Source organism: Aeromicrobium duanguangcaii, from assembly GCF_024508295.1.
Lineage (GTDB): Bacteria > Actinomycetota > Actinomycetes > Propionibacteriales > Nocardioidaceae > Aeromicrobium > Aeromicrobium duanguangcaii.
This window is the reverse complement of the sequence record NZ_CP101990.1, coordinates 1,077,930-1,092,655: the sequence shown is the minus strand read 5'-3', so window position 1 is coordinate 1,092,655 and position 14,726 is coordinate 1,077,930. Positions and strand designations below refer to the sequence as shown.

The 14,726-nt window shown below is 71.5% G+C and carries 13 protein-coding genes; 6 read left to right on the top strand and 7 right to left on the bottom strand.

Annotated features, from left to right (window positions below):
* Nucleotides 1-70: 70 nt before the first annotated feature.
* Together NP095_RS05575 and NP095_RS15255 are read right to left on the bottom strand one after the other, a co-directional pair.
* Nucleotides 71-358 (bottom strand): hypothetical protein, encoded by a 288-nt coding sequence (locus tag NP095_RS05575; RefSeq protein WP_232416957.1) that lies wholly within the window; start codon nucleotides 356-358, stop codon nucleotides 71-73.
* 43 nt (nucleotides 359-401) lie between these two features.
* A complete protein-coding gene (locus NP095_RS15255) occupies nucleotides 402-1,040 on the bottom strand; it encodes an alpha/beta hydrolase family protein (RefSeq protein ID WP_304523536.1) in 639 nt (212 codons plus the stop codon).
* 82 nt (nucleotides 1,041-1,122) lie between these two features.
* Here NP095_RS15255 and NP095_RS05565 point away from each other — a divergent pair, with 82 nt between their 5' ends.
* Entirely contained in the window at nucleotides 1,123-2,079 is a 957-nt protein-coding gene (locus NP095_RS05565; RefSeq protein WP_232416959.1) for an alcohol dehydrogenase catalytic domain-containing protein, read from the top strand.
* 85 nt (nucleotides 2,080-2,164) lie between these two features.
* A complete protein-coding gene (locus NP095_RS05560; RefSeq protein WP_232416961.1) occupies nucleotides 2,165-3,211 on the top strand; it encodes an FUSC family protein in 1,047 nt (348 codons plus the stop codon).
* A 1-nt stretch (nucleotide 3,212) separates the two neighbouring features.
* Here the strand turns inward: NP095_RS05560 and NP095_RS05555 are convergent, their stop codons facing one another.
* From NP095_RS05555 to NP095_RS05540, 4 genes are all read right to left on the bottom strand, one after another.
* On the bottom strand, nucleotides 3,213-3,689 hold the full coding sequence (locus NP095_RS05555; protein WP_232416963.1) for a TspO/MBR family protein: 477 nt from the start codon (nucleotides 3,687-3,689) through the stop codon (nucleotides 3,213-3,215).
* 112 nt (nucleotides 3,690-3,801) lie between these two features.
* Nucleotides 3,802-6,492, bottom strand: coding sequence for a fibronectin type III domain-containing protein (locus NP095_RS05550; protein ID WP_232416966.1), 2,691 nt, complete (start codon nucleotides 6,490-6,492; stop codon nucleotides 3,802-3,804).
* 163 nt (nucleotides 6,493-6,655) lie between these two features.
* Nucleotides 6,656-8,110, bottom strand: a complete 1,455-nt coding sequence (locus tag NP095_RS05545; RefSeq protein ID WP_232416968.1) for a sensor histidine kinase — start codon at nucleotides 8,108-8,110, stop codon at nucleotides 6,656-6,658.
* A 7-nt stretch (nucleotides 8,111-8,117) separates the two neighbouring features.
* Complete coding sequence (locus NP095_RS05540) at nucleotides 8,118-8,852, bottom strand: response regulator transcription factor (RefSeq protein ID WP_306173285.1); 735 nt, start codon at nucleotides 8,850-8,852, stop codon at nucleotides 8,118-8,120.
* A gap of 350 nt (nucleotides 8,853-9,202) precedes the next feature.
* Here NP095_RS05540 and NP095_RS05535 point away from each other — a divergent pair, with 350 nt between their 5' ends.
* Both NP095_RS05535 and NP095_RS05530 read left to right on the top strand, forming a co-directional pair.
* Nucleotides 9,203-10,660: a carbohydrate-binding domain-containing protein gene (locus tag NP095_RS05535; protein ID WP_232416969.1), complete on the top strand. Its 1,458-nt coding sequence runs from the start codon at nucleotides 9,203-9,205 to the stop codon at nucleotides 10,658-10,660.
* Between the two features lie 32 nt (nucleotides 10,661-10,692).
* Complete coding sequence (locus NP095_RS05530) at nucleotides 10,693-11,193, top strand: hypothetical protein (protein WP_232416971.1); 501 nt, start codon at nucleotides 10,693-10,695, stop codon at nucleotides 11,191-11,193.
* Nucleotides 11,194-11,280: 87 nt separating this feature from the next.
* On the opposite strand, the gene NP095_RS05525 is transcribed toward NP095_RS05530, so the two are convergent.
* On the bottom strand, nucleotides 11,281-12,993 hold the full coding sequence (locus NP095_RS05525; protein WP_232416973.1) for an AMP-binding protein: 1,713 nt from the start codon (nucleotides 12,991-12,993) through the stop codon (nucleotides 11,281-11,283).
* Nucleotides 12,994-13,161: 168 nt separating this feature from the next.
* On the opposite strand from NP095_RS05525, the gene NP095_RS05520 reads away from it, so the two are divergent.
* Nucleotides 13,162-13,779 (top strand): TetR/AcrR family transcriptional regulator, encoded by a 618-nt coding sequence (locus tag NP095_RS05520; RefSeq protein ID WP_232416975.1) that lies wholly within the window; start codon nucleotides 13,162-13,164, stop codon nucleotides 13,777-13,779.
* Nucleotides 13,776-14,657 carry an alpha/beta hydrolase family protein gene (locus NP095_RS05515; RefSeq protein ID WP_232416978.1) on the top strand — a complete coding sequence of 294 codons (882 nt, stop codon included), beginning with the start codon at nucleotides 13,776-13,778 and terminating at the stop codon, nucleotides 14,655-14,657. Before NP095_RS05520 ends, NP095_RS05515 begins: the two co-directional genes overlap by 4 nt.
* Nucleotides 14,658-14,726 lie beyond the last annotated feature (69 nt).

Sequence of the window (14,726 nt, the reverse complement as noted above, 5' to 3'; positions counted from 1 at the left end):
TCCTGCCATCCCGACACTTGGAGTCGGGCCAGCCCGACACCCGGACCTTCACGTGCGGGGTTCCCGCCCGTCACTCGTGCGGCCCGACGTGGCGGTCCAGCGATTGACTCTCCCGGCCCAGGAGGCGCGAGTCTCGCGGCATGACGACACCCATCACCATCACACCGACGGACCTGCCCAGTTCCTCACGTCCGCCGGCAGCCAGTTCGAGTACACCAGCGAGTTGATCGGCGCCCGGCGCGTCGACGACACGCGCTGGGTCGCTGAGATCCGCCTCGAGGGCGACTTCCCGGGCGGTGTCGCGGTCCTGCGCCATCGCTTCACGCTGGTCGGCGACCGGGATCGACGAGCTGGCCATCGCGCCGTGAGATGACCTGCTCCATCCGCTGCCCCGCCAGTCGCTATCCCAGCGACGTGACGAAGTCCGCGATGAACCGCTCGTAGAACTCCTCGTGATCCAGGCCCGGGGTGGGCATCTTGATCTCCGGGAGTGGCCACATGAAGTCGAAGTGGCCCACGCCCTCGTAGGTGCGCAGTTCGAGCCAGGTCGGAGCCGGCCACAGGACCTCGGCCGTGCTCGGCGGGGTGACGTCGTCCTTCGCGCCGATGAACACCGTGATCGGGACGCTCAGGTCGTCCAGAGCATCGGGGCTCTCGAACCACCCGGTCGCCGGCGCGAGCACCACCACGCGGCCGACCCGCGGCTCTCGGGGCACGTCGATCACGGCGCCCCGGCTGTTCCGCGGGCGCGCGCCGGCCAGGCACAGTGCCGCGCAGCCGCCGAGCGAGTGACCGGCGGCCACCACGGGAAGGTCCTCGTGCCCGAGACCCTCGAGACCTGCAGCGAGGGCCGTCACGCGCTCTCGCACGACCTCGTCGGAGAAGGTCTCGTCCAGGTCGTGCTCGGGCGACGCGACGATGAACCCGGCTTCGTTCGCGGACGTCAGCAGACGTTCGTAGCGGGTCGGGTCGCCGGCGGCTCCGGGCGCGAACAGCAGGATGCCGCGAGGGTCCTCGGACGTCAGCAGGATCGAGGTCATCCTCGAACCCTACGCACCGAACGCCGCGGCGGCAGGTGGGAGCGCTTGACCTGAAGTCCGGTTGAGGTAGTCCGATGAGGTCATGCACGCGATCCGTCATCACGATTTCGGCCCCGCCGACGTCCTGCGCCTCGAGACCCTGCCCGACCTCGTCCCGGGAGAGGGGCAGGTGCGCATCCGCGTGGACGCGGTCGGGGTCCACCTGCTCGATACGTCCATCCGGGCCGGGGACGCCTTCGGCGCCGGCGACCGCCCCACGCTGCCGATGATCCCGGGGCGCGAGGTCGCGGGCGTCGTCGACGACGTGGGCGCCGGCGTGGACGGGAGCTGGCTGGGGCGCAGCGTCGTCGCCCACCTCGGCTTCGCGAGCGGCGGCTACGCCGAGCAGGCCGTGGTCGACTCGCACCGGGCCCATCTCGTGCCCGCCGGTCTCGACGCCGCCACCGCGGTCGCCACCATCGGGACGGGCCGCACGGCCACCGCCATCCTCGAGCTGGCCGAGCTGAGGCCGCAGGACGTCGTGGTCGTCACCTCCGCCGCCGGTGGGCTGGGTCCGCTGCTGCTGCAGGGCGCGGCCACCGCGGGGGCACGGACCGTCGGACTGGCGGGAGGTCCGGACAAGACGGCGCTGGTCGCTCGCTTCGGCGCGACCTTGGCGCTGGACCACCAGCGTCCCGACTGGCAGCTGCGACTGCGTGAGGTCGGCACGCCGACCGTCGTGCTCGACGGCGTCGCGGGACCGATCGGTCGCGCCCTGTATCGCAGCCTCGCGCCGGGTGGCCGGCTGGTCCGGTTCGGCTGGTCCTCCGGAGAGCCGAACGACTACGACGATCCGAGCCGGCCGGTGATCGACGTGCTCGGCCCAACGATCCTGGACCGGCTCGACGAGTTCGAGCGGGCGGCTCTCCGCGCGGCGGCCGACGGGACGCGGGTTCCCCACGTCGGGACGGTTCTCCCCCTGTCCGAGGCGGCAACGGCCCATCGCGCGCTGGAATCGAGGGCGTCGGTGGGCAAGGTCGTGCTGCTGGTGCCACGCTGATCTCCCCCGTGGCGGAGGCGCACCATCGGGCTCGTTCCCCGCCGACGACATGCCGCCCTCGGCGAACCGTGGCACCGTGGACCGGATGCACTCCGCACGAATCCGGCTCCTCGACCTCTGGGCGAGTCACCCCCGGTTCGCGCTCGCGCTGCGCGCGGCGTGTGCCGCGGCGATCGCCTGGAGCCTCGTCCGCTTCATCCCCGGCGCCCAGGACTACCCGTACTACGCCCCGTTCGGGGCGATCATCGCCACGACGTCGACCCTCGCCGGCTCGGTCCGCGAGTCGATGCAGGCCGTGGGCGCCATCGTCGTGGGCGGCACCATCGCGTGGCTGGTGGACCTCGTCACCGGTGACACCGCTCCCCTGACCGTGGGCATCGTGGTCGCGCTCTCGGTTTGCGCGGCCGGCTGGCGAGCCCTGGGCGCGATGGGTGGCTGGGCGCCCACGGCGGCCGTGTTCACGCTGATCATCGGCCACGGCGAGGCGTTCTTCATCGGCGCGTACGGCGGCCTGACCCTCTACGGCGCCGCGGTCGGCATCCTGATCAACGTGATGGCTCCCCCGCTGCCGTTGGCTCCCGCCCGGTCCGCGGTGGGACACACGCGGCGCGTCCTGGCCTCACAGCTGCGCGAGCTGGGCGACCTCATGGTGGCGTACGAGCTGCCCACCCTGGAGCAGTGGCACCGCGACCACTCCGAGCTCCGTCGCGCACGGGCGCAGATGCGTGACGCCGTGCTGCGCGCCCAGGAGTCGCTGACGGGCAACGCCCGTGCGCGCCGCCACCGCGAGGCCCTGAGGAAGCTCACCGAGGAGGCGGACGCTCTCGATCGCGTGGCGTTGCTCGTGGCTGATGTCAGCGACCTGGTGCTGCGGCCGCACGGCATGCCGGGCGACCCCAGCGGTCAAGCGGCTCTGGCCGACTCCGTCCGAGAGCCGATCGCCCGCGCGATGCACCGGGTGGCCGATGCGCTCGACGCCTACGCCGACGGGGCGGACACGGACCCCGAGCTGAAGGCCGCCGACGAGGAGCTGAACGAACTGCTCCACTTCCAGCCTCGCGAGACCCACGAGCAACTGGTGGTCAACAGTGTGGTGCTCTCCCTGCGGCGGGCTCTCGACACCTTCGCCTGAGTCAGCGGCCCCGGTTCTTGCGCCAGATCGCCGTCGTCAGGACGGTCGCGAAGGTGTTCCACGCCGTGTACGGCACCAGCGCCCAACCGGCTCGCTTCGAGGCTCCCCCGGCGGTGCGTGCCAGATCCGCCGAGCTGGCAGCCAGCGCCCCGGCGACCGCGATCGAGGGCACGAGCTGGTGGCCGCGGAAGAACGACCAGCACCACCCCGCGTTGAGGGCCATGTTGAGCGCGAGCTTGCGGCGGTACGTGCTCGCCTCGTCCGGCGTCATCCGTGCCTGCGCATCAACCGACGCCCAGGCCGTGGACGCGTAGAGCCCGGTCCAGACGACCGGGAACACGGGCCCGGGCGGTTGGATCGACGGCTTGCGCAGCGTCCGGTACCAGAGGCTCTTCATCCCGGTGGACGTCGCGACGGATCCGAGGACGGCCGCGGCGACCGGCGCGGCGATGCTGCTGGCGAGGGTGCGGCACTTCATTCGGCCACGGTAGGCACGGTCCACCGGGCTCGCGACTCGACGCGTCTGCTGGAGGAGACGCGGACGGGCCCGCCGCGGCCGAAGCCGGGGGCGGGCCCGCTCGTACCGAGACTCAGCGCTTCACCTTCACCGCCTTGGTCCGGGTGGACGTCGCGTACTTCGCGTCGCTCGGGTTGAGGACGACCGTGATGACGGCTCGACCCCTGGCACGCTTCGGCACCGCGCCGAGCCGCACCGTCGTCTTGCGACCGGCCTTCACCGTCACGGTGCGGGTGAGCTTCTTGCCGCCCACCCGGACGGTCACGCGAACCTTCCCGGTGACGCTGGGCCGCACGGCCACGGCGGCCTTCCTGCCGGCCTTGACCGTCGCCTTGCCGACGGCGACCTTCGACGCGATCTTGCGGTCGGGGGCCACGATCACGGTCGTGGGCAGCGAGTGAACCGTCCGCGTGCCCGAGGTCACGGCCACCCGATATTGCTGCCGGGCGGTGTTCGCGGTGACGTCCTCCATCACGAGGGTGGACTTGTCCTGGTTCACGATGTCCGTCCACGCGTTCTTCCCGACCGGGCTGCGCTGCCACTGGTAGGACAGGCCGCCCTCGGCGCGGGCCTCGACGGCCAGGCGCACGGCGCCGCCGACCTTCGTGCGGACCGTGGTCGGCGACTGCTTCACGATCTGCGGTGCCGGGGTGAGGTCCTCGAACTCGGGGACCGGGGCACCGGCCTCGGTGACGACCTTGCGGCCGTCGTCGTGCTTGGTGACGACGAACTCGTCCCACACGCCACCGACCGGGACATCGGTCGTGGACGACGCGGTCTTCTCGGCGATGTACGACGTGTAGTGCAGGCGGTCGTCGGTGACCTTCACGACCGCGAAGCTCGAGAAGTCCTCACCCTTGCGCACCTGGGTCGCACCGTTCTTCGTCCACACGTTCCGCTCGTCGGTCTCCAGGTCGTAGTGCTTCGCGCCGGAGTTCTGGACGATGTAGACCGGGCCGTCGGTGACACCGTCGCGCTCGGTCCGGTTCTCGTTGTTGAAGCCGCGGGCGTAGACGTGGTCGTGGCCCATCTGGACGAGATCGATGTTGTGCTTCTGGAAGACCGGCACCCACGGTCCACGCAGGTGCGGCTCGTCGCGACCGGCCGACGCCGAGTAGACCGGCTGGTGGAACGTGACGACGTTCCACTTCGCGGGCGACTCGCCCAGGATGTGGTCCATCCACGCCGCCTGGTACTCGGCCCACAACGCGGCGACCCGCTTCGACGGGCACTCCTCACCCGAGCAGGACGGCAGGTTCTGCGGGGTCAGGAACGTCGAGTCGGTCGTCGCGTTGATCGTGATGAAGCGGATGCCCTGGTAGTCGCTGTAGTAGACCGTCTCGTGCGCGAACTGCGACCAGTGGTCGAAGTAGGCCTGGTACTGGCGCGCGACATCCGTGTCGCCGACCGAGCGCTGGGCCAGGTCGCCGATCGTGGAGGAGTTCGGCTGGTTGTCCGGGTATTCGAAGTGCGCCTTCCACGACTTCAGCAGCCGATCGCCCGAGTACTCGTGGTTGCCCGGCGCGGCGAAGATGTTCGTCGTCGCGGCGGACTCCCCCATGCCGGTGAACCAGTTCTTCCACTGGGTGTCGTTGCTGGAGGTGTCGATGAGGTCGCTGGCATGCACCGAGCCGATCGAGTTCGGCGCCTTCTCCCGGGCCAGCTTGACGACGTTCGGCCAGGTCGAGTCCAGGCCGATCTGGGCGTCGCCGTAGTAGACGTACTCGGTCTCCTCCGCGTCCGGGTCGGCGGTGGTGAACGTCTTCCACTGGCTCCAGGCGTCCGGGTTGCCGACGCGGTAGGTGTACTCCGTGTCGGGCTTCAGTCCACGGACCGTCGCGGAGAAGTGCGGGTTGGCCTGGTTGACGGCCGTGCCCTGACTCGTGGCGCCGACCGTCCGGATGGGGCCGTCGCCGACCCGCAGCTGGACGCGGCCCACGCTGACGTCCGGTGCGCCCGCGAGCCAGGTGAAGCTCTGCGAGGTCTCGGGGGTCTCGCTCGGCGTCAGGATGACGCGGCTGGGTGCGCCGACGGCGGGGCCGGAGGGCGGGGGCGGCAGCTCGCCGCCCAGGTGGTCCAGCGAGAACCAGATGTCCGAGCTCGTGGCACGGTCCTGGTGCAGCCGCACGGCGATGGTGTTGCTGCCCGTCCGGAACTTCGACGTGGGGATCGTGAACGCGAGCTCCTCGCCGGTGCCGCTGTCGTACGCGACGTTGGGTGTGCCGTCCTCGACGAGGTGACGCTTGACCTCCTCGCCGTTGATGAAGATGACGGCCGCGTCGTCGATGTACCCGTCGAAGCGGATGTCCTCGCCGGTCGCGAGCTGCTCGGCGGTCACATCGAAGGTCGTCCGGAAGAAGTACGTGGGGATGTTGTCGCCACCGGTCGGTCGCATCGGCAGCACGGTGGTGGCGCGCATTCCGTCGTCGAAGTTGGCGGTCTCGACACCGCTCTCCCACTTCGCACCGAATCCGCCCTTCCCGGTGGCCCAGGCGCTGTCGTCGAAGCCGGGCTGGGCCCAGGCGTGGCGGTCGCCGGTCGGCGAGGGGTCGACGCCGGTGGCCAGGTAGCGCCACGAGGTGCCGGCGTCGATCAGCGGCGCGAAGTAGGTCGGCTCGTCCGCGACCCGGACGATGCCCGGTTCCGCGGTCGACGAGACCGTGGCGGTCGCGACCGGACTCAGGCAACCGACGCCGGCGACGGCGAGCGCCACGGCGGCCAGTGACATGCGCCGGGATCGCGCCCGGCCCATGGGGTTCTTCATCTGGATTCCTCTCGGTACGTGCGCGTGGATGCGCACCCTGAGAGGTAGTCAGCCCGAGGCGGATGAACACCGGTGGGCTGGACGGGGACGGTGCTATGGCACGTGGGAGAAGAAGTCGCGAACCCCGGGTGAACGCTCCGTCCCCTCCGTGGCCCGGCGCACCTCACCGGTCGATCTCACCGGGCGGGCCCTCCTGCGCGCCCTCCGCCGGCAGCCGGACCGTGAAGGTCGTGTCACCCGGCCGGCTGTCGAGCGTGACGCCGCCGCCGTGCGCCTCGACGATCGCCGCCACCAGCGCGAGCCCCAGCCCGACGCCGCCCTCCCGGGTGCGGGCACGGTCCCCTCGGGTGAACCGCTCGAAGGCGTGCTCGGCCAGATCGGGTGAGAACCCCGGCCCGTCGTCGTGGACGGTGAACCCCGACGGGTCGGCGGCCACGGTCACGGTGGTGCCTGCGGGCGTGTGCTTGCGCGCGTTCGTGAGCAGGTTGGTGACGACCTGGTGCAGCCGCTGCTCGTCGCCGAGGACCTCGATCGGCTCGTCCGGCAGCGTCAGCCGCCAGACATGGTCCGGTGCGATCACCCGCGCGTCGGCGACCGCCTCCAGCAGCATCCGCGTCAGGTCGACGGGCTGGCGTGCCAGCGGACGGCCGGCGTCGAGCCGCGCCAACAGCAACAGGTCCTCGACGAGCGCGGTCATCCGGTGCGACTCATCCTCGACCTTCTCCAGGGCCCGGCGCAGCGCCTCCTCGTCGTCCGGTCGGCTGCGGGCCAGCTCGGAGTAGCCCGCGATGGTCGCCAGGGGCGTCCGCAGCTCGTGTGACGCGTCGGCCACGAACTGGCGCACCTGCTCCTCGCTGCGCTGACGTGCCTCGAGGGAGGACTCGACGTGGTCCAGCAGCGTGTTCAGCGCGCTGCCCACCTGACCGACCTCGGTCGACTCGTCGGCGAGGTCTGCGGGCACCCGCTCGGCCAGTTCGATGTCCCCACGGGCCAGGGGCAGCCGCGCCACGGCGTTCGCGGTGCCGGCCACCTCGCGCAGCGGCCGCAGCTGCCGGCGCACCAGGACGAGGGCCCCGCCCAGTGCGGCGACCGCGCCGAGCACCGTCAGCACGCCCTGCCAGCCCAGCAGTGTGGCCACCGCGGCGTCCACGTCACGGGTGGGCAGGCCCGCCGCCAGCTTCCCCGCCGATGTCTCGACGACCACGACGCGGTAGCCACCGAAGTCGTCCAGCCGCACGGTGTGGGGGCCGTCGTCGGCCGAGACCTCGTCGAGGGCCTCCAGGTCGTCCTCGGACAGTGGCGACCGACTCGTCCGACCGTCCTGCCCCTCGACGATGACGTCACCGACTGCCACGTCCCGGTCCGGGATCCACACCGCGGTGAGGGTGCCGACGCCCTGGCCGCGACGGTCGTCGAGACCGTCCGGGCCGGGCCCGTCGCCGAACGACGGCGCCCGCTGGGCCCGCTGCAGCGACGCCGTGACCTGGTCGTCGAGCTGCGAGAGCAGGTACGACCGCACGGCGAGAGCGCTCAGGGCCCCCACCAGCACGGTCACACCCACCACGAGCAGCACCGTCGTGGCCACCAGTCGCGCCGTCAGCGAGCGCGGTCGAACCATGCGCACGTCACTCCGCCGGCTTGAGGACGTAGCCGGCGCCACGCATCGTGTGGATCATGGGCGCACGGCCCGCGTCGATCTTCTTGCGCAGGTAGGAGATGTACAGCTCGACGACGTTGGCCTGTCCGCCGAAGTCGTAGTTCCAGACCCGGTCGAGGATCTGCGCCTTGCTCAGCACGCGCCGGGGGTTGCGCATCAGGAACCGCAACAGCTCGAACTCGGTCGCGGTCAGGGTGATCTCCTCCCCACCGCGGAACACCTCGTGACTGTCCTCGTCGAGGGTGAGGTCACCGACGACCAGCACCGAGGACGACTCGGCCTGCTGCGCCCCGGCACGGCGCATCAGAGCCCGGACACGGGCGACGACCTCCTGCAGCGAGAAGGGCTTGGTCACGTAGTCGTCGCCACCCTCGGTGAGGCCGGCGACGCGGTCCTCGACGGCATCGCGCGCCGTGAGGAACAGCACGGGCACGCTCGGGTCGAAGGAGCGCATCCGGCGCAGCACCTCGAAGCCGTCGAAGTCGGGCAGCATGATGTCGAGCACGACGGCATCGGGACGCAGCTCTCGCGCCAGGTCGACGGCCTTGCGACCGGTGTGCGCCATGGTGACCTCCCAGCCCTCGTAGCGCAGCGCCATGGCGATCAGCTCGGCCAGATTGACCTCGTCGTCGACGACGAGCACTCGCAGGGGCGACCCGTCCGGCCGGGTCAGCCGGGAGGACTGCGCTGCCTTGGGCTCCACCTGTCCGACGGTACTCGCGGGATCGCCCGGTGGGCAGTCGGAAGAAGGGCGCCTGCTCATGTCGCCTCTCCCCGGACGGCGAGGTGCGGCGTCAGCTGCTGCGGGGTCATGGAGGAGTTCCTCTGCTTCGAAGGGGTGGGCACCCACCACCCTCCCGGCGCGCGCTGTCGCCGCACTTCCGCCTTCCTGTGCGCTGGCTGTGAGCCGTGGCCGGGGGCCGGGGCGACGGCGTCCACCGGCTCACAGCCCGCTCACAAGTCGGCACCATCATGCCGACAGGTCGGCGCAGCACGATCGAGTCAACGAAGCACCGAGCCAGTCCCGAAAGGACCCTCATGAAGACTCACAGGTTGCGCACCATCCTGGTGGCGACCGCGTCGCTCGCGGTCATCGCAGGCTGCGGCGCGTCCGAGGCCCCGTCCGACGACGCCGGCCAGGCCTCGACCACGATCACCGACGCCACCACCGTCCGCGCGGCGCTCGACGACAACGTCGACATCGAGACCGGCGACACCTCCGAGGACACCGCCGACGCCGTGGACGTGAAGCTGGCCGGCGACAGCGCCACCTCCGACAGCGACGCCGTCACCGCGAAGGACGGCACCGTCACGATCTCCGCGCCGGGCACCTACCGGCTGCACGGCACCCTGGCGGGGCAGGTGGTCGTCGACTCCGACGCCGACGGCGCGGTGCGACTGCTCCTCGACGGCGCGACGATCACGTCCGGCACCACGGCCGCGTTGCACGTGGCCGAGGCGGACTCCGTCGTGGTCGTGTTGAAGGGCGGCACCCAGAACCTGCTCCAGGACGCGTCGACCTACGAGGACACCTCCGACGACGCTCCGACCGGCGCCCTCTACTCGACCGCCGACCTGACGATCGGCGGCACCGGCTCCCTGACCGTCGAGGGCCAGAGCAACAACGGCATCGTGAGCAAGGACGGCCTGGTCCTGGCCGGTGGCGCGATCTCGGTCGACGCCGTCGACGACGGGATCATCGGCAAGGACTACCTCGTGGCCTCGGGCGCCGACGTGAACGTGACGGCTGTGGACGACGGGCTCCGGTCCGACAACACCGAGGACCCCGGCTCCGGGTTCGTCCTCGTCCAGGACGGGTCCGTCCGCGTGGACTCCCGCGATGACGCCGTCAAGGGCGTGCAGGTCCTGGTCTCCGGCGGATCCATCGACGTCGCCGGGTCGACCGAGGCGGTCGAGGGCTCCGTCATCATCGTCGATGACGGCGACCTGGACCTGCGCTCGGCCGACGACGCCATCAACGCCTCGTCGTCGGACGGCGACGAGTCGACGCGCCAGCCCGGCGGCTCCATGGCAGCCGACGACTCGCTGCGCGTCGTCATCAACGGCGGCACGGTCGACGTGTGGGCCAGCGGTGACGGCATCGACTCCAACGGCGATCTCAGCATCACCGGCGGTCGGGTGACGGTCCACGGACCCACCGGCGGCGAGGACGGCGCCCTGGACGCGAACGGCGCCTTCGAGGTCTCGGGCGGCACCCTGCTCGCGACCGGGAGCGCCGCGATGATGGGCGTCCCGTCGAGCGACTCCCCGCAGGGGTGGCTCGCCGCCGACCTGGACTCCACCGTCGCCGCCGGCGAGCGGGTCGTCATCAAGGACGCGGACGGCACGGAGGTCGCGGCCTTCACGGCCCGCAAGGACCTCGAGTCGGTCGTCCACTCGTCGGCCGAGGTCAAGGCCGGCGCCACCTACACCGTCACCGCGGGCGGGAACACCACCACCGTGACCGCCGGAGAGGCGCCTGCGGGCGCCCACGCACCGGCGGACAGCTGAACCATCACCCCAGGAAGGAAGCACCACCCACCATGAACAACGAGAACCCCACCACCCCCCAGCCCACCACCCCCGCCGAGAACACGGCTCCGGCTGACGCCCCCGCCGCCGGCAGCGGCTCGAAGTGGCGCGACCGGCTCCCCCGGGGCCGCAAGGGCACGATCGCGGCCGCCGTGGCCGGAGGCGTGATCCTGGCCGGACTCGGCTTCGGCACCGGCTACGCCGTCGGCGGCGGCGATGACGACGGACCCGAGCGCGGACGCCACGAGATCTCGCAGGAGTTCGATCGTGAGGGCGGCCCGCAGGGCGGCGACCGGATGCCCGGCGGACCCGGGCACGATGACCGCGGCGGGTTCCCCGGCGGACCCGGCCAGGACGGCGGGCAGGACCAGGACGGGAACCGCGACCAGCGTGACCGGTCCGATCAGGATGACCGCGACGGCCGGTCCCAGCAGTCCCCCGACTACAACGGTGACGGCCAGCCCGACGGCGACTCCGCCACCCCGAAGCAGGACGACACGGCCAAGTCCTGACCCCATCTCTCACGACGACGACGGGCGGTCCGCATCATGCGGGCCACCCGTCGTCGTTCACTCTGCGGGCCGCCTGCCCGCTCGCGCTCAGTCGTCGTGCGAGAAGAGCTTCTGCACCTGACGGCGCATGACCTTGCCGATCTGCGAACGCGGCAGGTCCTTGAGGATCTCCACCCGGCGCGGCAGCGCATAGCGCGCGAGCCGGGTCTCCCCGTGGGCGCGGACCTCGTCGAGCGACGGCGCGTCGGCACCCTCCTCGAGCACGAAGGCCGCCAGGACCTGGTCGTCACCGGCAATCGTGCGCACTCCCACCACGGCCACATCGGCGATGCCCGGCATGAGGCGCAGGTGGTCCTCGACAGTCGAGGGGTACACCTTGAACCCGCCGACGATGATCATCTCCTTGACGCGATCGACCAGGGTCACCCAACCGGTCTCGTCGACCTCGACGACGTCGCCGGTACGCAGCCAGCCGCCCTCGAGCAGCTGGTGGGCGGTCTCCTCGGGTCGGTTGAGGTAGCCCAGGAACACCTGCGGACCGCGCACGAGCAGCTCACCGCGACGGTGCCCGTTCTCGTCGGGCGTCACCTCGTGGGTGTGGTCGTCGATGTCGACGATCTTCATGTCGGTGTTCGGGAACGGCACACCGAGGGTGCCGGGGCGGCGCGTGGGCGCGCACGGGTTGCCCAGGGCGATCGGCGCGCACTCGGTCATGCCGTAGCCCTCGATCAGCAGGCCACCGGTCAGGCGCTCCCACCGCTCGACGGTGGACGTCGGAATCGGCATGGCGCCGGCGAAGCCGAGTCGCACCTGGCGCAGGCCGGCGGTCGGCGGGTTCTTCGCCGTCTCGGCGGCGATCGCGATCCGGTCGAACATCGGGGCGACGCCGGCCATGAAGGTCGCGGGGCGACGGTCGAAGGCGGCCAGCACGGCCGCGGGATCGAAGTTGGGGAACATGACGAGCGTCGCGCCGATGTACCCGGGCAGGTTGAGGCAGAAGGTCAGGCCGAACGCGTGGAAGAACGGCAGGACGCCGTAGACCGTCTCCTCGCCGTCACGGAAGTGCGCCCAGGCCTGGCCGTGGACCACGTTGGCCACGAGGTTGCGATGGGTCAGCATCGCGGCCTTCGGCGTTCCGGTGGTGCCACCGGTGTACTGCAGCAGCGCGAGGTCGTCGGCGTGCACCTCGGCAGCCGCGACCTCGCCGCGGGCCTTCTTCACGAGGGTGTGCCAGTCGAGGATGTCCGACGGGACGCTGCCCCGGAGCGCGTCGCGCTTCTCGCGCGCCGCCTTGACGGGAAGCTTGAGCAGCAGCTGGGCCGAGGTCGGCAGGTCACGGCTGATGTCGACGCTGACCACCTTGACGCGGGTCTCTCCGCGTGCGGCCAGGACCGTCTCGACGGCCTTGTGCCACACCAGCGCGTACTCCGCCCCGCAGTCGGCCAGCAGGTGCGTCAGCTCTGCCTGCGTGTAGGTCGGGTTCAGGTCGACGACGACCGCGCCCAGGCGCAGGACCGCGTGATAGGCGACCAGGTGGCTCGGGCTGTTCGGCAACACCAGGGCCACCTTGTCGCCGGCCTTCACACCGAGATCGCGCAGCACCACCATGGCTCGGCGGACGGCGCGCTCGGTCTCCGCGTAGGTCGCCGTGGCACCCAGGAAGTCCGTCGCGATCCGGTCCGGCCACTTCTGTGCCGCCCGCTCCAGGCCCGCGGTGATGGGTTCGTCCGGGATGTCGATCTGCGTCGGTACGCCGGGGCCGTAGTGGACGGACCAGGGGCGCTCACCGTGCTCGTACATCGTTCCTGCCTTGCCGTTCGAAGGTCGGACCCGAGCGGCCCGACGTGACCGTTCGAGTCTAGGAGCCGTCGGATTCTCACCGGGGCGAGGTCCCGCGAGCCGGCGACAGATAACAGAGCGGTCGCTCTGTTATGGTACCTCCACCATCGCCTCGAACCAGGAGCCGTCATGGCGCGACCTCGCGTGCACGACCTCGACGTGCTGCTCGATCACGCCCGGGATCTGTGGGTCCAGGGCGGCCCCGGTCGGGTGACCACGCGCGAGCTCTCCGCCGTCTCGGGCGTGTCGAACGGGGCGATCTATCACGCCTTCGGATCGCGTGACGGACTCCTCGTGCGGGTCTGGAGCCGACAGGCCGAGGAGTTCCTGCGCTTCCAGCGCGACGCGACCGAGCAGGTCCTCGCTCGCGGCGGTGACGCCCGCGACGCCGTGACCTGCGCCGCCCTGGCCCCGGCCGACTACGCCACCCGGGACGAGCAGGGGGCGCGCCTGCTGCTGGCCGTCACCCCGCACACCCTCGCGACCGACCGCTTGAGCCAGGACGATCGTCGCCGGCTCCACCACCTGCGCACCGAGGTCCGCACGCTGGTCCACGAGCTCGCCACACGCCTGACCGGCGGCGCGAGCCCGGAGGCCCTGGACCTCGTCCGGCACTGCGTCGTCGACCTGCCCGGGGTCCTGCTGCTGAAGCCGGCGCGCCCCACCGATCCCCTCGCGCGGCATGCCCTCGAGCACGCCGTGCGCGGCATCCTGACCAGCCCTCACCTGACGAAACCTCCGGCATGATCCCCACGTCCACCGTCTCCATCACCTGCGCCGACGGGCGCGAGCTGGTCGGCGAGCTGCGCCGCCCCGCCGACCCGCGGGCGGCCGTGGTTCTGCATCCCGCCACCGCCGTGCCGACGAAGATCTACGGGGCCTTCGCCCAGCAGCTGGCCGAGCGAGGTCACGCGGTGCTGACCTACGACTACCGGGGGACGGGCCGCTCGGCGGCCACTCCCCTGCGCCTCGACCGGCACGTGACGATGACCGACTGGATCGACCTCGACGCACCGGCGGCGAGCGACTGGCTGCACGCCGCCTTCCCCGGGCTGCCGATGCTCGCGATCGGTCACAGCGTCGGCGGCCACGCGATCGCGCTCGGCGCGGGCGCCGACCACCTCACCGCGGCCGTCACGATCGCCTCGCACGCCGGCATCACCGCGCTGATCCCCGAGCGGGCCGAGCGCCTGCGCGTCGCCGCGATCCTCTCGGCCATCGGGCCGCTCACCGCGCGCGCCCTCGGCTTCGTGCCGGCGCGGCGCCTGGGCATCGGCGAGGACATGCCGGCCGGGGTCATGCTCCAGTGGGGCCGCTGGTCCCGGCAGCGTGACTACTTCTTCGACGACCCGTCGCTCGACGCCGTCACCCGGGCGGCTCGGCTGCGCCTGCCGATCCTGGCCGTCGGCATCGACGACGACCCGTGGGCCGCCCCGACCGCCATCGAGCGGATCACCCGGCGACTCACCGGAGCGCCGGTCGAGCGTCTGCAGCTCGCGACGACCCCCGACGCACCCGTCGGCCACCTGGGGTTCTTCCGCCCCTCCTCGTCCGAGCGACTGTGGGGTCCGGTCCTGGAGTGGACGGATGCGCAGGTCGAGGGCGCCCGTGCCGGCCGGGGATGATCACGCTCGTTCACAGGGCCCGAAAGCCCCTCTCATGAGACCCTGAACGGGCTGCTCGAGCGCAACGCG

Coding starts and splice junctions, on each gene's coding strand:
- NP095_RS05550 (WP_232416966.1), bottom strand. CDS start 6,492: ATGAAGAACCCCATGGGCCGGGCGCGATCCCGGCGCATGTCACTGGCC.
- NP095_RS05575 (WP_232416957.1), bottom strand. CDS start 358: ATGGCCAGCTCGTCGATCCCGGTCGCCGACCAGCGTGAAGCGATGGCG.
- NP095_RS05555 (WP_232416963.1), bottom strand. CDS start 3,689: ATGAAGTGCCGCACCCTCGCCAGCAGCATCGCCGCGCCGGTCGCCGCG.
- NP095_RS05565 (WP_232416959.1), top strand. CDS start 1,123: ATGCACGCGATCCGTCATCACGATTTCGGCCCCGCCGACGTCCTGCGC.
- NP095_RS05525 (WP_232416973.1), bottom strand. CDS start 12,993: ATGTACGAGCACGGTGAGCGCCCCTGGTCCGTCCACTACGGCCCCGGC.
- NP095_RS05560 (WP_232416961.1), top strand. CDS start 2,165: ATGCACTCCGCACGAATCCGGCTCCTCGACCTCTGGGCGAGTCACCCC.
- NP095_RS05515 (WP_232416978.1), top strand. CDS start 13,776: ATGATCCCCACGTCCACCGTCTCCATCACCTGCGCCGACGGGCGCGAG.
- NP095_RS15255 (WP_304523536.1), bottom strand. CDS start 1,040: ATGACCTCGATCCTGCTGACGTCCGAGGACCCTCGCGGCATCCTGCTG.
- NP095_RS05545 (WP_232416968.1), bottom strand. CDS start 8,110: ATGGTTCGACCGCGCTCGCTGACGGCGCGACTGGTGGCCACGACGGTG.
- NP095_RS05530 (WP_232416971.1), top strand. CDS start 10,693: ATGAACAACGAGAACCCCACCACCCCCCAGCCCACCACCCCCGCCGAG.
- NP095_RS05520 (WP_232416975.1), top strand. CDS start 13,162: ATGGCGCGACCTCGCGTGCACGACCTCGACGTGCTGCTCGATCACGCC.